Source organism: Methylorubrum populi (assembly GCF_002355515.1).
Taxonomy (GTDB): domain Bacteria; phylum Pseudomonadota; class Alphaproteobacteria; order Rhizobiales; family Beijerinckiaceae; genus Methylobacterium; species Methylobacterium populi_A.
Genome location: NZ_AP014809.1, coordinates 4,904,281 through 4,923,973, shown reverse-complemented (window position 1 = coordinate 4,923,973; position 19,693 = coordinate 4,904,281). Strand labels below are relative to the sequence as shown.

At 69.2% G+C, this 19,693-nt stretch carries 16 protein-coding genes; 9 read left to right on the top strand and 7 right to left on the bottom strand.

Translation table 11 applies throughout. From position 1 onward, the window contains the following. Positions 1–154: 154 nt before the first annotated feature. Positions 155–808, bottom strand: coding sequence for a protein-L-isoaspartate(D-aspartate) O-methyltransferase (locus tag MPPM_RS22755; protein WP_280176336.1), 654 nt, complete (start codon positions 806–808; stop codon positions 155–157). A gap of 4 nt (positions 809–812) precedes the next feature. Continuing rightward, complete coding sequence (locus MPPM_RS28605; protein WP_173807940.1) at positions 813–977, bottom strand: hypothetical protein; 165 nt, start codon at positions 975–977, stop codon at positions 813–815. A gap of 125 nt (positions 978–1,102) precedes the next feature. On the opposite strand from MPPM_RS28605, the gene MPPM_RS22750 reads away from it, so the two are divergent. Beyond that, positions 1,103–1,441: a cupin domain-containing protein gene (locus MPPM_RS22750; RefSeq protein ID WP_096486998.1), complete on the top strand. Its 339-nt coding sequence runs from the start codon at positions 1,103–1,105 to the stop codon at positions 1,439–1,441. Positions 1,442–1,452: 11 nt separating this feature from the next. Then, entirely contained in the window at positions 1,453–3,681 is a 2,229-nt protein-coding gene (locus MPPM_RS22745) for a glycosyltransferase family 2 protein (protein ID WP_096486997.1), read from the top strand. Positions 3,682–3,774: 93 nt separating this feature from the next. Here MPPM_RS22745 and MPPM_RS22740 read toward each other — a convergent pair whose 3' ends face one another. Beyond that, entirely contained in the window at positions 3,775–6,984 is a 3,210-nt protein-coding gene (locus MPPM_RS22740) for a PAS domain S-box protein (RefSeq protein ID WP_432419863.1), read from the bottom strand. Between the two features lie 486 nt (positions 6,985–7,470). Between MPPM_RS22740 and MPPM_RS22735 the strand changes: the two genes are divergently transcribed. Next, positions 7,471–8,067 carry a pyridoxamine 5'-phosphate oxidase family protein gene (locus MPPM_RS22735; protein WP_096486995.1) on the top strand — a complete coding sequence of 199 codons (597 nt, stop codon included), beginning with the start codon at positions 7,471–7,473 and terminating at the stop codon, positions 8,065–8,067. A 241-nt stretch (positions 8,068–8,308) separates the two neighbouring features. On the opposite strand, the gene MPPM_RS22730 is transcribed toward MPPM_RS22735, so the two are convergent. Then, positions 8,309–9,376 carry a methyltransferase type 12 gene (locus tag MPPM_RS22730; protein WP_096486994.1) on the bottom strand — a complete coding sequence of 356 codons (1,068 nt, stop codon included), beginning with the start codon at positions 9,374–9,376 and terminating at the stop codon, positions 8,309–8,311. A gap of 396 nt (positions 9,377–9,772) precedes the next feature. Here MPPM_RS22730 and MPPM_RS22725 point away from each other — a divergent pair, with 396 nt between their 5' ends. Further along, a complete protein-coding gene (locus tag MPPM_RS22725; RefSeq protein WP_244573383.1) occupies positions 9,773–11,806 on the top strand; it encodes a putative bifunctional diguanylate cyclase/phosphodiesterase in 2,034 nt (677 codons plus the stop codon). A 228-nt stretch (positions 11,807–12,034) separates the two neighbouring features. Here MPPM_RS22725 and metC read toward each other — a convergent pair whose 3' ends face one another. Next, positions 12,035–13,228, bottom strand: a complete 1,194-nt coding sequence (gene metC / locus MPPM_RS22720) for a cystathionine beta-lyase (RefSeq protein WP_096486993.1) — start codon at positions 13,226–13,228, stop codon at positions 12,035–12,037. A 71-nt stretch (positions 13,229–13,299) separates the two neighbouring features. Next, on the bottom strand, positions 13,300–13,464 hold the full coding sequence (locus tag MPPM_RS28600) for a ribosome modulation factor (protein ID WP_173807939.1): 165 nt from the start codon (positions 13,462–13,464) through the stop codon (positions 13,300–13,302). 144 nt (positions 13,465–13,608) lie between these two features. Between MPPM_RS28600 and MPPM_RS22715 the strand changes: the two genes are divergently transcribed. The 4 genes from MPPM_RS22715 to MPPM_RS22700 all read left to right on the top strand — a co-directional run bounded on the left by MPPM_RS22715 (position 13,609) and on the right by MPPM_RS22700 (position 16,766). Next, positions 13,609–13,896 (top strand): hypothetical protein, encoded by a 288-nt coding sequence (locus MPPM_RS22715; RefSeq protein WP_096486992.1) that lies wholly within the window; start codon positions 13,609–13,611, stop codon positions 13,894–13,896. 57 nt (positions 13,897–13,953) lie between these two features. Next, a complete protein-coding gene (gene rarD, locus MPPM_RS22710; protein ID WP_096486991.1) occupies positions 13,954–14,808 on the top strand; it encodes an EamA family transporter RarD in 855 nt (284 codons plus the stop codon). Between the two features lie 65 nt (positions 14,809–14,873). Then, a complete protein-coding gene (locus tag MPPM_RS22705; protein WP_096486990.1) occupies positions 14,874–15,635 on the top strand; it encodes a CHAP domain-containing protein in 762 nt (253 codons plus the stop codon). 126 nt (positions 15,636–15,761) lie between these two features. Beyond that, on the top strand, positions 15,762–16,766 hold the full coding sequence (locus MPPM_RS22700; RefSeq protein ID WP_096486989.1) for a P1 family peptidase: 1,005 nt from the start codon (positions 15,762–15,764) through the stop codon (positions 16,764–16,766). Between the two features lie 104 nt (positions 16,767–16,870). On the opposite strand, the gene MPPM_RS22695 is transcribed toward MPPM_RS22700, so the two are convergent. Next, complete coding sequence (locus MPPM_RS22695) at positions 16,871–18,544, bottom strand: electron transfer flavoprotein-ubiquinone oxidoreductase (RefSeq protein ID WP_096486988.1); 1,674 nt, start codon at positions 18,542–18,544, stop codon at positions 16,871–16,873. Between the two features lie 217 nt (positions 18,545–18,761). Between MPPM_RS22695 and MPPM_RS22690 the strand changes: the two genes are divergently transcribed. Then, the gene (locus MPPM_RS22690; RefSeq protein ID WP_096486987.1) at positions 18,762–19,691 is read left to right on the top strand and encodes a uracil-DNA glycosylase; all 930 of its coding nucleotides are present in this window, start codon (positions 18,762–18,764) and stop codon (positions 19,689–19,691) included. Positions 19,692–19,693: the final 2 nt, after the last annotated feature.

Below are 19,693 nucleotides of genomic sequence, written 5' to 3'. Positions count from 1 at the left end.
GCGGGGCCTCACACGCGCGTAACGCGGATGACCGCGCCGGGTTCCCGCATCTTCGAGATTTTTTGCAATTTTCCAGAGGAGGGCGTTCTGCTGTTCCCGAAGGGAGGCAAGTTCGCCCCGACGCGGTGCCGACATGACGGGAGGCGCACGCGGGTCATGGGACGTCCGCCGTCCCCACGCCCCGCAACAGCGGCACGAAGGAGACCGGGCCGAGATCGCGGGTCTCGAACCGGTCCGGCCCGCGCCGGATCAGCCGCAGCAGCGTCTGCCCGCCGGGCGGGCCGGCCGGGATGACGAGGCGGCCGCCGTCGCGAAGCTGATCCTTCAGCGCCCGTGGCACCTCCGACCCCGCCGCGGAGACGAGGATCGCGTCGAAGGGTGCGGCCTCCGGCCAGCCCACCTGTCCGTCGCCGACGCGCAGATGCACCGAGGCGAAGCCGAGCGCGGCGAGACGCGTCCGGGCCGGCTCGGCGAGAGCGGCGTGGCGCTCGATCGCGAAGACCTGCGCCCCCATCCGCGCCATCACCGCCGCCGCGTAGCCGCAGCCGGAGCCGACCTCCAGCACCCGGTCGCCGGGCCGCAGGGCGAGCGCCTCGACCATCAGGGCGAGGACGTAGGGCTGCGAGATCGTCTGTCCGGCCCCGATCGGCAGCGGCCCGTCGCCGTAGGCCTCCACCGCGAGATCGGCCGGGACGAAGGCCTCCCGCGGGACGCGCCCCATCGCGTCGAGGACGGCGGCGTCGCCGATGCCGCGGGCGATCAGCTGCGCCGCGACCATCCGGGCTCGGTCCTCGGCACGATCCGGCACCGCCTCACTCCGTGCCGCCGCCGTCCGTCCTGTCACCGGGGGACGATTCGTCGGAGGGGGACGGAGCCGGCGGCAGATTCGGCGGCGGCAGCCGACCGGGGCTCGGCGGCGTCGGCAGGCCGGCATCCTCGCTGACCGGCGGGGGCGGCACGGGGTTGGTTTCGGGCATCGATCCGTCGCAAGCTGCGGCGGCGCGGGGGCGCGCCGCCTTCCCTGATTCAACGCCGAGAGATCGGCTCGGTCGCACACCGGCTCGGGTTTCGGCGCGTGCTCCCGGCCAGGGGAGACATCCGCATGACCGCCCGCAACACCGTCTGTCCGAATCTGTTCGCCGGATTGCCGGCGCAGGCGGATGAGGAACTCTTCGAGACCCTGCTCGCCCGCCCCGGCATGCGGGTGGAGCGTATCGTCTCGACGGGGCAGGCGAGCCCGCCGGGCTTCTGGTACGACCAGGATGAGGACGAGTGGGTCGCGGTGCTCCGGGGCGGCGCCGAACTGCGGTTCGCCGACGAGCCCGCGCCGCGCCTGCTGGCGGCGGGCGACCACCTGCTGATCCCGGCGCACCGCCGGCACCGCGTCGAGAGCACGCAGAATCCGACGATCTGGCTCGCGGTTCACTTCGCGCCGCGCTAACGCCTGTCGCCATGATCGCGTGCCGCATCGAACCGAAGGGACAGGTCGAGCCGGAGGGGGAGGGCGTGTGGCGCTCCACCGGCTCCGACCCGCAATTCCGGCTGACCCATCCCCGCGGCGGGCGGCTGTTCCCGTTCCGGCTCGCGGGGGGCTGGGTCCGCATCCGCGCCGACCTCGAAGGGCTGGGCTCCACGAAACCGGTGCCGCTCCTCTACGTCGATGACGGCTCGGGTTTTCGCGAGGACGAGGCGGTCCGGCTCGAAGTACGGGAGGACGGAGGGATCGACGACCTCGTGCGCCTGCCGCGCCGGGTGCGGGGCCTGCGCCTCGATCCGCTGGCCGCGAGCGGGCGCTTCCGCCTCGCTCGGGCGACGCTGGAGCCGCTGCGCGGCCCGGCCGCCGCGCTCGCCGTCGCCCGCCGGCTCGTGGCACGGCTGCCGGAGGAGGAGCGGGGGGCCGCTTCCCTGCTCGGGCGCCTCGCCCGCCTCGCCGCGAGCCGGCCGCCCGCCGCCCTGTGGCGGGCGTTCTGGGACAGCGCCCGGCCGCGGCCGGCCGCGGCCTCCTACGCCGCCTGGATCGAGCAGGTCGAGCGCCCGGCCCTGCCGAGCCCGGAGGCGATGCGGACGGCGATCGCGGGGTTCCGCCTGCGGCCGCGCATCTCCATCGTCATGCCGGTCTACAACACGCCCAAACCCTATCTCGAGGCGGCGCTCGCCAGCATCCGGGCGCAAGCCTATCCCGACTGGGAGCTGTGTCTCTGTGACGACGCCTCGACCGCCCCCCACATCGCGCCGATGCTCGACGCGCTGGCGGCGCAGGAGCCGCGGGTGCGGCTGCACCGGAGACGTGAGAACGGCCGCATCGTCGGGGCGAGCAACGACGCCCTGGCACTCGCGACCGGCGACTGGATCACCCTGATCGACCACGACGACGTGATTCCCCCGCACGCGCTGTTCGCCTTCGTCGAAGCCCTGAACGCGGATCCGCGGATCGATTTCCTCTACTCGGACGAGGACAAGATCACGGTGGCGGGCGAGCGCTACGAGCCGTTCTTCAAGCCGGACTGGTCGCCCGAGACGCTGGAGGCCTGCATGTACACGGCCCATCTCGCGCTCTACCGGCGGGACATCGTCGACCGCATCGGCGCGTTCCGGGCGGAGTGCGAGGGCGCGCAGGATTACGACTTCGTGCTGCGCTACACCGAGCACGTGACGCGCGTGCGCCACGTGCCCCAGGTGCTCTACCACTGGCGGGCGATCCCCGGTTCGACCGCCCAGGCAATGGACAACAAGGGCTACGTCGTCGCTGCCGCCGTCCGCGCTCTGGAGGACCGGGCGCGGCGCACCGGCGGGCTCGATTTCGTGCGCCCCACCGCCTTCGCCGGCAGCTTCCACCTGCGCCGTCCGCTCAAGGAGCGGCCCCTGGTCTCGATCGTGATCCCCACCGCCGGCCGCGACAGCGAGGTGCGGGGCCGCAGCGTCGATCTGCTCGCCGCCTGCCTTGCCAGCATCCGCGAGCGGAGCAGCTACGAACACATCGAGATCGTCGCCGTCGACAACGGCGATCTCCGGCCCGCGACGAAGGAAGCGCTGGCGCGCTTCGGCGCCCGCTCGGTCACCTGGGACCGGCCGGACTTCAACGTCGCCGCCAAGATGAATCTCGGCGCGCGGGCGGCGAAGGGCGAAGTGCTGATCTTCCTCAACGACGACATCGAGACCATCAGCCCCGACTGGATCGAGGCGATGCTGGCGCTCCTGCAGATCCCCGGCGTCGGGGCGGTCGGCCCGAAACTGCTGTTCGAGACCGGCGAGTTGCAGCATGTCGGCGTCACGGTGATCGACGCGACCCCCGACCATCCCCGCCGCTCCTATCCGCGGGAGGATCCCGGCCACTTCTTCTCGACCGCGGGCAACCGCAACTACCTCGCGGTGACGGGCGCCTGCGTGATGGTGCGCCGCGCGGATTTCGAGGCGATCGACGGCTTCGACGAGGGCTTCGCCGTCAATTACAACGATGTCGATCTCTGCCTGCGCCTGCGGGAGCGGGGCCTGCGCAGCGTCTACTGCGCCGAGGCCGCGCTCTACCATTACGAGAGCCGCAACCGGGCGCGCACCGTCGCGGCGGACGAGCAGGCCCGCTTCCGCGCCCGCTGGGCGGAGGCGATCCCGCGCGACCCCTATTACAGCGAATGGTTCGAGGCCCTGCCGCCGACCTTCGAACTCGATCCGGCGCGGTTTTAATCGCACGTGCCGGCTGGGCTTTCCCCTCTCCCCGCCACGCGGGGAGAGGGAATCCGAGCCTTGATCCGCGCGACGAGACGAGGGCTTGCCCCCTCACCGCGTGTTGATCATCTCCTTGATGCGCGCGGCGAGCACCTCCATCACGAAGGGCTTGGTGATGACCTGCATGCCGGGCTCCAGGTGACCGTTGCCCACCGCGGCGTTCTCGGCATAGCCGGTGATGAACAGCACCTTCAGGTCAGGCCGCAGGACGCGGCCCGCATCGGCCACCTGCCGCCCGTTCATGCCGCCCGGCAGACCCACATCGGTCACCAGCAGGTCGATGCGCACGTCCGATTGCAGCACCTTGAGGCCGGAGGGGCCGTCGGCCGCCTCGATCGCGGTATAGCCGAGATCCTCCAGAACCTCCGTCACCAGCATCCGAACGGTCGGCTCGTCATCGACGATCAGCACCGTCTCGCCCTGCTCGGCCCGCGGCGCGGCGGCCAGATCCGGGGCGAGATCGGGCTCCTCGGCGGCTCCGTAATGCCGCGGCAGGTAGAGACACATCGTCGTGCCCTGCCCGACCTCCGAGTAGATCCGTACCTGCCCGCCCGACTGGCGCACGAAGCCGTAGATCATCGACAGGCCCAGCCCCGTGCCCTGGCCGATCGGCTTCGTGGTGAAGAACGGATCGAACGCCTTGGCGATCACCTCCGGGCTCATGCCGGTGCCGGTATCGGTCACGCAAAGAGACAAGTACTGGCCGGGATCGAGATCGCGCTCCCGGGCACCGCGGTCGTCGAGCCACTTGTTGGCGGTCTCGATGGTGATGCGGCCGCCATCCGGCATGGCGTCGCGGGCGTTGATGCAGAGGTTCAGCAGCGCGTTCTCGAGCTGGCTCGGATCGACCAGCACCGACCACAGCCCGCCCGCGGCCACGACCTCCAGGGTGATGGAGGGGCCGATGGTCCGGCGCAGCAACTCCTCCATCCCCATCACCAGCCGGTTCACGTCGGTGGGCTTCGGATCGAGCGTCTGACGCCGTGAGAAGGCGAGCAGGCGATGCGTCAGCGCCGCCGCCCGCTTGGCTGCCCCCTGCGCCGCGTTGACGTAGCGGTCGATCTCGGTGAGCCGCCCCTGGGCGAGGCGGGTCTGGAGCAGTTCGAGCGAGCCGGTGATGCCGGTGAGCAGGTTGTTGAAGTCGTGGGCGAGGCCGCCGGTGAGCTGGCCCACCGCCTCCATCTTCTGCGACTGGCGCAGCGCCTCCTCGGTCCGCATCAGTTCGGCGGTGCGGGCCGCGACCTGCTGCTCCAGGCTCGCGTTGAACGCCTCCAATTGCGCCTTGGCGCGCAACTCGTCCTCGATGTTGCGCGCCTCGATGACGGTGCCGATCGGCGCGCCGCCCTCGTCGCGGATCGGGCTCGCGGTGAAGGCGACGGGGTAGAACGAGCCGTCGCGGTGGACGAAGATCTCCTGGCCCTGCTCCTGGTTGTTCTCCGGGAAGGCCTGATCGATCGGGCATTCGTGGAGCGGGTAGGGGCTGCCGTCCGGCCGGGTGTGGTGGACGACGTCGTGGAGCGCCTGGCCCCGCGTCTCCTCCAGGGTGTAGCCGGTCAGCCGCTCGGCGGCGCGATTCATGTAGGCGCAGTGCTGGCGCTCATCCATCATGAAGATGGCCTGCGTCGCGTTGTCGAGCACCGCGTCGAGGCGGCGGGTGGCCTCGAGGAGGCGCTCCTCGGTCGTCTTGCGCGCGGTGATGTCGATGGCGCTGCCGACGGCGCGCAGGCAGCGCCCCTCCGCGTCGAACACCCCGCGCCCCTTGGCGGCGATCCAGCGGACGGTGCCGTCCGCGCGCCCGATCGTGCGGAATTCCTCGTCGTAGAAGGCGCGGGAGACGGGATCGAGGGCGGCGGCGAAGGCGGCGCTGACCCGCGCCCGGTCGTCCGGATGGAGGCCTTCGGAGAAATCGTCGAGGGTCACGTCCGCCTCGGGCGGCAGTCCGAACATCGCCTTGATCCGCGGCGGCCAGAACAGGGTGCCGGCCCGCGGATCGAAGTCCCACAGGCCGATCTCGCCGCTCTCGACGGCGAGCCGCAGGCGCTCCTCGCTCTCGGCGAGCGCCAGCTCGGCGGCGCGGCGCTCCTCGATATCGACCACCGAGCCGATATAGCCCATAAAACTCCCGTCGGCGGCAAAGCGCGGGCTCGCGGTATCGATCGCCCAGCGATAGGCGCCGTCGCGGCGGCGCAGACGGTATTCGAGGCTGAAGCCCTCGTGCCGGGCATTCGCCCTCAGGAAGGTCTCGCCCGACCAGCCGCGGTCGTCCGGATGCACGGCGTCGAGCCAACCGAGGCCGAGCGCCTGCGCCTCGATCTGGCCGGTGAACTCGTACCAGCGCCGGTTGAGGTACTGGCAGGCGCCGTCCGGATCGGTGACCCACATCATCACCGGCGCATCGTCCGCCATGGTGCGGAAGCGCGCCTCGCTCTCGGCGAGCGCCGCGTTGCCGGTGATCCGCTCGGTCACGTCCGAGCCGTCGACGAACACGCCGGTGATCGTGCCGCTCGCGTCGCGCATCGGCTGGTAGACGAAATCGAGGAAGCGCCGCTCGGGTACGCCGCCGGGCACCCGCAGGAGCGTCACGGGCGCCCCGTGCGCGGTGTGGGTGCGGCCGGTGACGAAGACCTCGTCGAGCAATTCGAAGAAGCCCTGCCCCTCGATCTCCGGCAGGGCCGCGCGCACCGGCTTGCCGAGAATGTCGCGGTGGGCGACGAGCCCGCGATAGGCGGCGTTGGCGAAGGCGAAGACGTGGTCGGGCCCGTCGAGCACCGCGACGAAGCTCGGCGATTGCTCGAACAGCCGGGCGAAGCGCTCGCGCTCGGCATGCATCTGCCGGCCGGCGCGCACCGCGGCGGTGGTCTCCGAGCAGGCGCAGAACATGCCCGCCACGGTACCGTCCTCGACGCGCACCGGCGTGTAGCCGAAGGCGAAGTGGGTCTCCTCCGGATAGCCGTTGCGGTGCATCGTGAAGGTGATGTCCTCCATATGCGTGGCCTCGCCGGCATAGGCCCGCGACAGGATCGGCTCCACCTGATCCCAGATGTCGTGCCAGACCTCGTCGAAGGGCCGGCTGAGCGCGTGCGGGTGGCGGGCGCCGCACATCGGCGCGTAGCCGTCGTTGTAGAGCGTGACATGCGCCTCGCCCCAGACGATCAGCATCGGCTGCTGCGAGCCCAGCATCACCCCGACCAGGGTCTTGAGCGCGGCCGGCCACGCCTCGGGCGGCCCGAGCGGCGTCGATGCCCAATCGAGCGCGCGCATCAGCGCGCCGGTCTCGCCGCCGCCGGCGAGGAAGGTGGGCGTGGCGCTCACGCCGCGCGCTCCCGCCACGGCGGCAGCCCCCCGGGATGCGGGATCGATCGGAGACCGGGCGAGGGGGTCGGGTTCGGACAAGAGAGCCGGTGCGCAGACAAGGGGGAAGGGGACAGGAGGGAAGCGGGCAAGGGGGAAGCGAGACCGTATGTTCGAGAGCGTTCAACGCGCTGGTTCGCCAGCCGTGCCATCGCCGGGCACAGGAAGCTGAGCCGGGCGCGTTCCGAACGCCTGCCATGGCCTCAACCGGTGGCCGTACCAAGACGTTCGATCGCCGCGGATCCGGGCGCCCAGAAGGGCTCGAGGCCGGTCAGTGCTTTGTCGGTGCCTTGTCGCCGCCTTGTGTCGACGCACCGGCCGCGCCAGCATCGGACCAGCCGCCACTCCACCCGCCGGCGCAATCGAGCGGCCCGATACCTGAAGGAACCCCTCTTCGTGGACGCGCTGCCTTCCTTCTACGACGACCTCGACGGCTTCCGCGCGGAGGGCTGGCGCTGCCTCACGGAGGGGGTCGAGAACCGGCGCAGCCCCTTTCACACGCCCGCGCTGGCGACCGTCGATGCGGGCGGCCGTCCGCGGCTGCGCACCGTGGTGCTGCGCGCGGCGGATGCCGCGACGGGCGCCGTGCGCTTCCACTGCGACCGGCGCTCGGACAAGGCGCGGGAGATCGCGGGGAGCGGGCTCGCCGCTCTCCACGTCTACGATCCGCGCGCCAAACTCCAGCTCCGCCTCGAGGGGCGGGCGCGCCCGCATCACGACGACGCGGTCGCCGACGCCGCCTGGGCCGCCGCGCTGGCGATGAGCCGGGTCTGCTACGGGGTCGAACCCGCCCCCGGCACCGCGCTCCCCACCGGGGACGCCTACGCCCTGCCCGACGAGGACCCGGAGGCGCGCCTCGGCCGCGAGAATTTCTGCGCGGTGGTGCTGACCGTCGAGCGGATCGACCTGCTCTACCTCGACCGGCGCGGGCACCGGCGGGCCGTCTTTTCCGGGGAGGGCGGGGGCTGGCAGAGGACGTGGGTGGCCCCTTGAGGCCCCACCGCGAGACAGAGCCCGCACCCTTCCGATCACTGGGTCGGCTCACGCGCCTTGCGGCGGCGAACCGGCAGATGCCTCGACAGGAATCCGGCCTCGAACCATGATCCCGGGCCGTATCCGGCCTGATGCGATCGGGTCGAACACGGCTCAAGCGCCAGATCATTCGTCGGCACGACCGGACGTCGAAACCAGGATCCCGAGGCGCCGGCCCGATGAGATCAGGCCGGCCTCACCTCTAGACGCGCTCGATCTCGAGATAGCCGATCACGCCCATCACGTCCTCCGTGTAGGTCGTCCGTCGGACCTGGGACGTCTCAAGCTCCTGCGCGAAGGCCTCGACCTCCTCACGGGTGCGGTACAGGAGGTACCAGTCCATGAAGACTTCCATATAGGCTTCCTCCGGGACGCCCCAGAGAAAGTTCGGAATGAGGAGCCGCCCGCCTTCGTTGAGGTGCTCGAAGAGAATCCGCGTCAGGCGTGCCGCGACTCTCGCATCGAGATAGTCGTAGAGCCCCGCGGCGTAGATGAGGTCGAAGCGGCCCAGATCCGCCTTTTCCGAGAGAATGGTTCGGACGGTGACCTGCCTGGTCTCGATCGCGTCCGAGATCGAGGTGCGGTATCCATCGACAACCGCGAGGCTGGAAGCGTCCTGATCGGTTGCGAGCAGACGCCCGACCCGGCCGTCCGTCAGGGCGATGCTGAGCTCCGCCTCGCGCAGATGGCCGCTGGCAACCGACAAGATCGAGGGACGATCCCGGCGTGCCGCGGCCTCGTCGATCTTCCCGGCCAAGATGGACCGGCGGTGGCGCACCGCTTCACACGCCGTCACCCCCACGGTGAAGGTCATGACCGTGCGCCCGGCCTCCGTCGCGGCCTCCTGTGCGGGCCGCGCGGCCGGGTGGCGATAGACGAAGTCGAGAAGCCCGGCATCTCCGGGGTATCCACGGGGCTTCGTGAAAGAGTGGCGCGTGAAGGGGCACTCGTGAACGAGGCCGGCCAGGGCATGAGCGCGGGCGGCCGGCAGCACGGCTTCCCGCCATGTCCGGTCACTGAAGGTCTCCTTCAGCAACTTCAGCAGATCGATGACCGCGTCCGTCAGGCCCGTGTAGTTTCCCGGAAGCGCAAGGTCGAGAAGGCCGGTCAAGGCGCGGCTGACGTCATCCGCCACCACCGGATAGAGCGCCGCCGGCAGCTCCGTCGGGATCCGACCGCCGTCGAGTCGTGATCGTTCGAACTCTCTGAGCGAAGCGAAATCGCGCAAGCGATCAGGGTCACGAGATAAAGAAAGTTGCCCACCCGACATGCTCGACCGCCCTTAGCCTCAGACGCCGGAGCGCATCCGGGTCTTATGGTTAAGGTTAATGAATGGTTAAGCTTTGTCCAGGGGCTTGTTCCGCTTGTTCAATGGCTTCGTTCATCGCTGCCTGTAGGCAGCGCGCCCGCATCTCGACGTGGCTTTTTCGCACTTGTATGAACGCTTTTTTTCGTCCTCATCCGGCGATGCGCGGCCGAGTCGCTGTTGCCGGGGTCTGTGCATAACGCGCCGCACCTGCCGATCGGGCTTGGCACTGCCAAAGATCCCGAATGATGATGCATCAAGGGTTTGATGCCCGGGCCGTACGATCCACAGCGACGAAGCCAGCATTAAGAGTTTTGGGACACCGCGTTGGTATCGATGCTGGATGAGGCTCGGTCCACGATGAACAGCGATACGCTTGATCTACTCGATCGGGAGCTCGGCAAGCGTTGGTTTCAACGCCGTTCGCCGATTCTCCATGCCGCGTTCCGGGCGCAATACGCACAGGCGATGCGCGAAGAGATCGGTCGCGCCTGTCAGTTGGTGGGCCTGCTCTACATCGCGTTCGGCGTGATGGATGCGCTCCTCATCCACGACATGCTCCCCCAGCTCATCGCGCTGCGTCTCGTGCTCGGCGTGGGCTACGTCACGGCGATCGTGGTGCAGGTCCGTCGCGGCGTCGATACGCGCATCCTTGAACTTCAATGCGCGCTCGGCATCTACATCGGCTTCGCGGCCTGGCTCTATCTCGCGACCCAGAGTTCCGACGAAACAGCGCTTCTCTACTATGCCGGCTACGGCCTGATCTTCATGCTGGTCGCAAATTTGTTTTTCGACCTCAGCTTCGGGTTTGCCCTGCTCTCGTCCGGTCTGATCACGGCGACATTCCTGTTTTGGGCCCTCCGATCGACGGGGAATGCCGCCTACATCATCTGCTTTGGGTCCCTCTATATACTGAGTTTTGTGCTCACCGCGTTCCTGAATCTCAAGTACAATCGCGAGCGGTATCGCGTGCATCTGAACGCGTGCCGGGCCGAGCTGCGGCAGCGTGAGGTCGTCCAACGCGGCGAGGAACTGTTCCGGCTGTCCACGACCGACGTTCTGACGGGCTTGGCCAACCGCCGCGCGATCGACAGCGTCCTCCAGGAACTCTGGCTCGCCAACGTCAATTCGGGGCAGGCGTTCGGCGTGATCCTGATCGACGTCGATTTCTTCAAGCTCTACAATGACCGCTACGGGCATCAGCGGGGGGATAGCTGCCTTGCCACCCTGGGGGAGGCGATGCGCGGCGCGGCCGAGAAGAGGCAATATGCCCTCGGGCGCTTCGGAGGCGAGGAGTTCGCGGCGCTCTTTCAGGCCGATTCGGCCGAAACGGTTCTCGAATTCGCCGAGGAGGTGCGTCAGGCCGTCGAGTCGTTGCAGATCCCCCATGCCGCACGGCGGGATCTTCTCTCCAACGTTACGGTGAGCATCGGAGCGGCGTTCTCGGCGGATGTCGCGGCCGACAAGCCGGAGCGTGCGATTTCCGCCGCTGACAACGCTCTCTATGTCGCCAAGGAAGAAGGCCGCAATCGCGCGCGCATCTTCAATGCGAGGATGCTCCACAGCGCTGAGAGCGACGATCTCAATGCGGAGATGCTTCGAGCGGCCGTCACGGACGGGCGCATTTCCGCGGTCTTCCAGCCCATCATCGATGTCTCGAGCGGACGCGTCTGGGCCGCGGAGACGCTCATGCGGCTCAAGGACACGCAAGGCCGAGCGGTTTCCCCCGACACGTTCATCCCGATCGCCGAGCGCACAGGCGCCATCCTCGAAATGGGCGCATGGATCCTGCGTCAGGCTTGCGACCTGCTCGCGAGCGAACCCGAACTGTCCATCGTCAGCGTGAACATCTCCGCACGGCAGATTGCCGACCCGAACTTCATCAGTTCGGTCGAAGCCATCGTCCGTGCGGCCGGTATCGCTCCGTCACGTCTTGCCCTGGAGATCACCGAGAGCGGACAGATCAGTGGCAACCCAGAAGTCGCCCGGCTGATGGACCGGCTCAACGCGACAGGGATCCGCGTCTGGCTGGATGATTTCGGGACAGGGTTTGCCGGCCTCACATGCCTGAGCGAACTGCGCTTCGATATGGTGAAGATCGACCGTTTCTTCGTGCAGAGCTGCGACACGCCGCGCGGGGCGAAGCTGCTCAAGAACATCATCGATTTGGTCAACAACTGCGCCCAGAGACCGATCGTGGAAGGCGTCGAAGAGGCGTGGCAGATCGACCTCGTATCGTCCTTCGGCGCGGATCTCTTTCAAGGCTACCATCTCGGCAGGCCGATGCCCCGCAGTGAACTCAAACAGATGCTGTCCGAGTCTTCATCGCCGAAAAACACCCTCGAGAAGGATCCTCTCGAGAAGAACACCGTCGAGATGCAGTGCAGCGCTTGAACGCCTCGCCCGGCATCCGACGTATTCGGCTGACGATGGCATCGCGCTTCGGTCGCAGCCTCCGTGGACTCGCATCCCTGACGAGGAATGGGGCCACGGGCCGGCTCAGCGGCCTGAGGCCCGGATCCGCCCAAGCGTGAGGTGCGAGCCGGGCGGCGGCAACGGGCGCAAAGCCGAGTCAACGGCTGGCCCCCTCTCCCGTCCCGGCTCTCTCGAATTGGCCGCGGTTCAACCGCGGGCCAAGCCGGCCATCCGCGCGAAACCGGCTTCCAGATCCGCCTTCAGATCCTCCGGATCCTCCAGCCCGATATGGAAGCGGAGCGCCGGGCCGCCCGGCTGCCAGCGGGTGGCGGTGCGGTACACGGTCGGGTCGAAGGGGATGACGAGGCTCTCGAAGCCGCCCCAGGAAAAGCCCATCCCGAACAGTTCGAGCCCGTCGAGGAAAGTGGCCAAAGCCTCCTCGGAGACGGGTTTGAGGATCACCCCGAACAGGCCCGAGGCGCCGGAGAAGTCGCGCTTCCAGATCGCGTGGCCGGGATCGTCGGGCAGTGCCGGATGCAGCACCCGCAGCACCTCGGGACGGGCCTGGAACCACTCGGCCATGGCGAGCCCGCGGGCGCCGTGCTCGCGCAGGCGCAGGCCCATGGTGCGCAGGCCGCGAAGCCCCAGAAAAATGTCCTCGGGGCCGGGGCAGTTGGCGAAGTGCTCGTAGGTCCGCTTGAGCGCCGGGTAGTGCTTGGCGTTGGCCGAGACGAGGCCGAGCAGCAGGTCGGAGCCGCCGCTGAGATACTTGGTGCCGGCTTCCACCGCGAGATCGACGCCGCGCTCGTGCGGCGGGAACAGCAGCGGCGTCGCCCAGGTATTGTCCATCACCACCGTGCCGCCGCGGGCGTGCATGGCCTCGGCGATGGCCGGCACGTCCTGCATCTCGAAGGTCTGCGAGCCCGGCGCCTCCACGAGCACGGCGCGGGTGTTTTCGCGCATCAGGCCCGCGATGCCCGCGCCGATCACCGGGTCGAAATATTCGACCTCGACGCCGTAGCGCTTCAGCACGCCGTCGCAGAAGATCCGGGTCGGGCGGTAGGCGGAATCGGTGACGAGGAGGTGGTCGCCCGCGCTGACGCAGGTCATCAGCGCCAGCGTCAGGGCGGAGAGGCCGGACGGCGCCAGCACCGTGCCGGCGGCACCCGCGATCTCGCTCCACGCCTCGCACAGCGCGTCCATCGTCGGCGTGCCGGAGGTGCCGTAATTGTAGCGCCCGCGCCGATGCTTGATGTCGTCGTAGGTCGGGTAGAGGACCGTCGAGCCGCGATAGATCGGCGTGTTGACGAAGCCGTGCTGGGCGCCAGGGTCGCGCCCGGCGAGCACGAGGCGGGTGTCGGCGCCGAAGCGGCCGCGGTCGCGGGGAGGGGTCTTGGACATCGGCCTCGGAGGAAGTGAGCAGGCGTTGCGGCCCTTTCAGCCCTCCGGGGCCGGAAGCGTCAAGACGGGCGTCACTCCGCCGGGTCGTCGGCGGCCGCCTCCTCGTAGGCCTGGAGCCAGGCCGCGCGGTCCTGGGAGCCCTCCGGATAGGGGCACGCCTCGATGCCCTTGCCGTAGAGGCGAGCGTTGCGGCCCTGGATGAAGGGGCTGTCGCTCGCCGTCGCCTGCTCGTTCATGGCGCGATCCTTTGCCGGTTGTCCTGAATAGGGCCGGTCCGCGGCGGGCCCGGCCGTCCGGTTCGTTAACGACAGCGGGCGCATCCTGTTTCCGGGGGCCGCCGTTCACGCTCCCGCGTCGCCCGCGTATCCGAGTTCCCCATCGTGAGCATCCTGCGCGTCATCGCCTTCGGAACGGTCATCGTCTTCGGCACGCTGTCGGTCGTCCTTGTGAGTGCGGACCGCCTCATGCATCAGGCGGTCGCCGCCGCGCCGGCCCCGACGATCGCGCGGGCCGCCCCGATCCTGCCCGATCCCGTCACGACCGGCACGGTGACCCAGGGGCCGGCGGCGGAGTCGAAGAAGGACCGCATGCTCACCGGCTTCGACACCGAGCGCCTCAACGCCCTGATGCGCGGCGAGATCGCCCCGGCGCCCGCCCGCAAGCGCTGACCGCGGCCCCGGTCCGGGCTACAAGCGGCGCCCCGCCACGCCGCCGACCGAGACATCGTGGGCCTGATCTACGCGCTCGCCGCCTATCTGAGCTGGGGCCTCGTCGTCCCGGTGCATTTCCGGCTGCTCGACGGCATCCCGCCGGGAACGATCCTGGCGCAGCGCATCCTCTGGTCGGCGCTGCTCGTCACCGGCCTGATCGCGCTGCTGCGCAGGCGGCTCGCCAACCCGTTCCCCCTGCGGCCGCGCCATGCCGGACTTCTCGTCTCGGCGGCCCTGATCGCGATCAACTGGATGCTCTACCTCCTGGCGGTGACGAGCGGGCACATGCTCGATGCGAGTCTCGGCTACTTCATCAACCCGCTGGTCTCGGTGGCGCTCGGCGCCCTCGTCCTCGGCGAGCGCCTGCGCCCGATCCAGGTGGCGGCGGTCGCCATCGTCGTGCTCGGCGTGGTGATCGCGGTGGCGATGGCGGGGCGCCTGCCGCTGCTGTCGCTCGGGCTCGCGGTCACCTTCGCGCTCTACGGACTCGTGCGCAAACTCGTCGCCGTCGACGGCATCGTCGGCTTCTGCGCCGAGACCTTCCTGCTGCTCCCCGCGGCTTTGGCCTATCTCGCCTTCGCTGCCCCGCCCGTGCCCGACGACGCCCGCACCTGGGGGCTGCTGGCGCTCACCGGCGTGACCACGGCGCTGCCGCTGATCTGGTTCGCCGCCGCCGCGACCCGGCTGACGCTCGCGACCCTCGGGCTGATGCAGTACATCGCGCCCTCCTGCCTGATGGGGCTCAGCACGCTCGTCTACGGCGAGACCCTGACGCCCGACCGCATCGTGCTGTTCGGGCTGATCTGGCTGGCGTTGGGCCTGTACGCCTACGACGCGATTTCGAGGCACCGCAAAATATCAACGATTTAGATCATATATTCGTTGACCCAAATAGTCATGGAATTGGATTTTCTCCTCCCGAAGAGGAGGATTCGATGAAGTATCCCGGACGAATTATCAAGATCGGCGAGGCGGATACAACTCTCGTTGCGACGATCTATGCTGGCTTGTCAGCGAAGGGATACGTGATCGCACCGCCGCCGACGCGGTACGACGGCAAGTTCGCGGCGCTCGTGAAGTTGTTTCAGGCTCAGAACGTGAGCAGGGGCGGGCAGCCCCTGGTCGTCGACGGAGAGATCGGGCCGCTGACATGGCGCACGATCTTCGGAGGCGAATCAACCAATCCCGCACCGGCCGGTCTGGCGGGCGCGGCCCTCGGCAAAGCCCTCTCGCAGGTCGGCGTTCGCGAGCACCCGGTCGGATCGAACGACGGTCCGGAGGTCAGGGCGTATCTCGCCTCCGTCGGCCTTCCTCCGCGACTGTTCTGGTGCATGGCGTTCGTCTACTGGTGCTTCGATCGGGCGGCCCGTGACGCCGGAATCAGCAATCCCTGTCCGAAGACAGGCAGCGTCATGACCGCCTGGAACAGGGTCAAAAGCCGGTCGCCCCAGCACATCATCACCCGCAGTGCCGCCATCGCCAACCCGAGTCTGGTCAAGTCCGGGCAGGTCTTCATCCTCGATTACGGCCGCGGCATGGGACATACGGGCTTCGTCAAGAACGCCAACGGCGGCTCCCTCACGACGATCGAGGGCAACACGAACAACGACGGCAGCAACAACGGCATCGGCGTGTTCGAACTCAACAGAAGAAGCGTCATGAACAAAAACCTGAAGGGCTTCCTTGACTTCACCTGACGTCGACTCACTCTCCGGAGACGGTGCCGTCTCGGCGTGACGGAGGGCATCGCACAGACAGTCCGGGCATGACCGATCCGACGGGACCGGGCACGGTTCCGGCGGTGCCCGAACCCAGGACGATCCTTGCCCGCATCCCTCAGCCGCATCACCGACATTTCCGGGATCCGCGTCGGCCACGCGGAGGACGAGCGGGTCGCGAGCGGCGTCACCGCCCTCGTCTTCGACACGCCCTGCACCTGCGCGGTGGACGTGCGCGGCGGCGGCCCCGGCACCCGCGAGACCGACCTGCTCGATCCGGCCGCCACCGTGCAGGCGGTCGACGCCCTCGTCCTGTCGGGCGGCTCGGCTTTCGGGCTCGACGCGGCGGCGGGCGTGGTTGCCTACCTCAGGGAGGCCGGGCGCGGCTTCGCGGTCGGCGACGTGCGGGTGCCGATCGTGCCCGGCGCCATCCTGTTCGATCTGCTCAACGGCGGCGACAAGGCGTGGGGCCGCTACCCGCCCTACCGCGATCTCGGCTACGCGGCGGCTGAAGTTGCGCGCGGCGGAGCCTTTCCGCTTGGCTCGGTCGGGGCCGGGTTCGGTGCCCGCACCGCCAACCTCAAGGGCGGTCTCGGCTCGGCCTCGAGCACGGTGCCGGGGCTCTCGGCGCAGGTCGGCGCGCTGGTGGCGGTCAACGCCTTCGGCCGGGTGACGATGGGGCAGGGGCCGCATTTCTGGGCCGCCCCGTTCGAGCGCGACGGCGAGTTCGGCGGCCTCGGCCTGCCGGCGCCGTTGCCCGACGACGCCCTGTCGTGGCCGCGCGCGCCGCTGCCCGGCGCCAACACGACGCTCGCCGTCGTCGCCACCGACGCGGCGCTCACCAAAGCCCAGGCCAAGCGCCTCGCCATCGCCGCCCAGGACGGCCTCGCGCGGGCGATCCACCCGGCGCACACACCGCTCGACGGGGACGTCGTGTTCGCCGTCGCCACCGGTGCAGTGCCGCTCGGGGATGAGGTGGCCGACCTCGCCCGCCTCGGTGCGGCGGCGGCGGAGACGCTGGCGCGGGCGGTGGCCATCGGCGTCCACACCGCGACCCGGCTGCCGTGCCTCGACCTGCCGGCATGGCGCGAGCTTTACGGGACACGATAGCGCCGCCCGTCGTCGCGACGCGGAGCCGAAGCGATCCAGGGCGCGACCCTGCCGGATCGGACCGCGCCGCCGGATCGCTCCGCTCGCGCGGGCGGCCCTGCGTCCTACAGGTTGGTGTAGTTCGGCCCGCCCGGCCCCTCCGGGGTGACCCAGTTGATGTTCTGGTTCGGGTCCTTGATGTCGCACGTCTTGCAGTGGACGCAGTTCTGCGCGTTGATCTGGAAGCGCACGCCGTCGCTGGCCGAGGCATCCTCGACCCACTCGTAGACGCCGGCCGGGCAGTAGCGGCTGGACGGACCGCCATAGACGTCGTGCTCGGACGCCTTCTGCAGCTCCATATCCTTCACCTTGAGGTGGGGCGGCTGGTCCTCCTCGTGGTTGGTGTTCGAGAGATACACCGAGGAGAGCCGGTCGAAGGTGAGCTTGCCGTCGGGCTTCGGGTAGACGATCGGCGTCACCTGCGAGAGCGGTTTCAGGCAGGCATAGTCCGGCTTGCCGTGGCCCAGCGTCCCGAACAGCGAGGCGTTGGCGATCGAATTCATCCACATGTCGAGGCCGCCAAGGCCGACGCCGACGAGGGTGCCGTACTTCGACCAGAGCGGCTTGACGTTGCGCACCGGCTTGAGATCGCGCCCAATCGGGCTGTCGCGCCAGCCCTCCTCGTAGGCGGTCAGCTCGTCGCCCTGGCGGCCGGCGACCAGCGCGTCGAAGATCGCGTCCGCCGCCTGGATGCCGGACAGGATCGCGTTGTGCGAGCCCTTGATGCGCGGCACGTTCACGAAGCCGGCGGAATCGCCGACGAGGCAGCCGCCGGGGAAGACGAGCTTGGGCACCGACTGCCAGCCACCCTCCATGATCGCGCGGGCGCCGTAGCCGATCCGCTTGGCGCCCTCGAACGTCTCGCGGATCATCGGATGGGTCTTGAAGCGCTGGAACTCCTCGAACGGCGACAGGGTCGGGTTCTCGTAGTTCAGATGCGTGACGAAGCCGACCGAGAGCAGGTTGTCGTCGAAGTGGTAGAGCCACGAGCCGCCGCCGGCCTTGTTCGGCAGCGGCCAGCCCATCGTGTGCTGCACCAGCCCCGGCTCGAACTTGTCGGAGCTGAGCTGCCACAGCTCCTTCACGCCGAGGCCGTACTTCTGGTGGTCGCTGTTGCGGTTGAGCCCGAACTTTTCGATGAGCGTCTTGGTGAGCGAGCCGCGCGCCCCCTCGCCGAACACCGTGTACTTGGCCCGAAGCTCCATGCCGCGGGTGAAGTCGTCGCGCGGATCGCCGGTGCGGGAGATGCCGAGATCACCCGTGGCGATGCCGGTCACCGTACCGCGCTCGTCATAGAGCACTTCGGAGGCCGGGAAGCCGGGATAGATCTCGACGCCGAGCCCTTCCGCCCTGGCGCCGAGCCACTTGACGGTGTTCGAGAGCGAGCCGACGAAATTACCATGGTTCGACAGCAACTTGGGAAAGAACAGGTTCGGCATGCTGACGCCGCTGTTCTTGGTGAGGAACAGGAACTCGTCGCGCTCCACCGCCGTCTTGAGCGGGCGCTCGGGATCGTCGCGCCATTCGGGCAGCAGGGTATCGAGGCCGATCGGATCGACCACGGCGCCGGAGAGGATGTGCGCGCCGACCTCGCCGCCCTTCTCCACGACGACCACCGAGATCTCCTCGCCCTTCTCCGCGGAGAGCTGCTTGAGACGGATCGCGGCGGCGAGGCCGGCGGGTCCCGCGCCGACGATCACCACGTCGAAATCCATGCCTTCGCGTTCGGGCAACGCCATCCTCATTCCTCCTGCAACCGCTCGTTGGACGCCGTCTTACGCCGCTGCGGCCCTATCCATTGTCAAGATGTCTCTCAAGCGATTCCAAGGTAGGAAGGCAAGTCTGTTCGGGTAGCGTCAGGCGGGCGCAGGGGATGCGGAGGCTGCGCCCGTGCGACGATCCGCGGGGCGCGCCCGGGCGCCATCCGACGTTGTCCACAGGGCGCTTCCACGCCACATGGAAAAGATGACTGCGAACCACGCGGATAGCGACGCCAGGGCCGACCTGATCTCCTACCTCGACTTCCACGTCGAGGCGGGCGTCGACGCGGCCCTCGACGAGCGGCCCCACGACCGTTTCGCCGAGGCCGAGGCGGCCCAGGCCGCCGCCCCGCGGGCCGAGCCGGCCCCGCGCCGCGATCCGCCGCCGCGCCGGGAATCTCCCTCCGGCGAGGACGCGCCCATAGAGTTCCGGCGCGAGCTGCCGAGCCGCGATCCGCCGCCGCGGGAACCCGCCCGCACCTACGGCAATGCCGCCGGCGCCAAGCCCGGCGAGGCCGCGGACGACGCCCGGGCGCGCGCCGCGCAGATGACGACGCTCGAGGAGCTGGAGGCGCTGCTGCGCGGCTTCGAGGGCTGCGGCCTGCGCTTCACCGCCAAGAACCTCGTCTTCGCCGACGGCAATCCGCAGGCGCGGGTGATGTTCGTCGGCGAGGCGCCGGGTGCCGACGAGGACCGGATCGGCAAGCCGTTCATGGGCCGCTCCGGCCAGCTCCTCGACCGGATGATGGCGGCGATCGGCCTCGATCGGTCGAGCGCCTACATCTCCAACGTCGTGCCCTGGCGCCCGCCGGGCAACCGCAACCCGACCCCGCAGGAGATCTCGATCTGCCGCCCCTTCGTCGAGCGCCAGATCGAACTCGCCAATCCCGACATCCTCGTCTGCCTCGGCGCGCCCGCGACGCAGACGCTGACCGGCACCAAGGACGGCATCCTGAAAGCGCGCGGGCGCTTCTACCCCTACCGCTTCGGGGATGGCCGCGAGATCCGTGCGCTCGCCACCCTGCACCCGGCCTACCTGCTGCGCCAGCCGGTGCAGAAGCGGCTGGCCTGGCGCGACTTCCGCATGCTGAAGAGCGCCCTCGACGGGAGCGCTCCGGGCAAGTAGGC

Coding starts and splice junctions, on each gene's coding strand:
- MPPM_RS22690 (WP_096486987.1), top strand. CDS start 18,762: ATGGAAAAGATGACTGCGAACCACGCGGATAGCGACGCCAGGGCCGAC.
- MPPM_RS22750 (WP_096486998.1), top strand. CDS start 1,103: ATGACCGCCCGCAACACCGTCTGTCCGAATCTGTTCGCCGGATTGCCG.
- MPPM_RS22725 (WP_244573383.1), top strand. CDS start 9,773: ATGAACAGCGATACGCTTGATCTACTCGATCGGGAGCTCGGCAAGCGT.
- MPPM_RS22705 (WP_096486990.1), top strand. CDS start 14,874: ATGAAGTATCCCGGACGAATTATCAAGATCGGCGAGGCGGATACAACT.
- MPPM_RS28600 (WP_173807939.1), bottom strand. CDS start 13,464: ATGAACGAGCAGGCGACGGCGAGCGACAGCCCCTTCATCCAGGGCCGC.
- MPPM_RS22730 (WP_096486994.1), bottom strand. CDS start 9,376: ATGTCGGGTGGGCAACTTTCTTTATCTCGTGACCCTGATCGCTTGCGC.
- MPPM_RS22740 (WP_432419863.1), bottom strand. CDS start 6,984: ATGCGCGCGCTCGATTGGGCATCGACGCCGCTCGGGCCGCCCGAGGCG.
- metC (WP_096486993.1), bottom strand. CDS start 13,228: ATGTCCAAGACCCCTCCCCGCGACCGCGGCCGCTTCGGCGCCGACACC.
- MPPM_RS28605 (WP_173807940.1), bottom strand. CDS start 977: ATGCCCGAAACCAACCCCGTGCCGCCCCCGCCGGTCAGCGAGGATGCC.
- MPPM_RS22745 (WP_096486997.1), top strand. CDS start 1,453: ATGATCGCGTGCCGCATCGAACCGAAGGGACAGGTCGAGCCGGAGGGG.
- MPPM_RS22695 (WP_096486988.1), bottom strand. CDS start 18,544: ATGGCGTTGCCCGAACGCGAAGGCATGGATTTCGACGTGGTGATCGTC.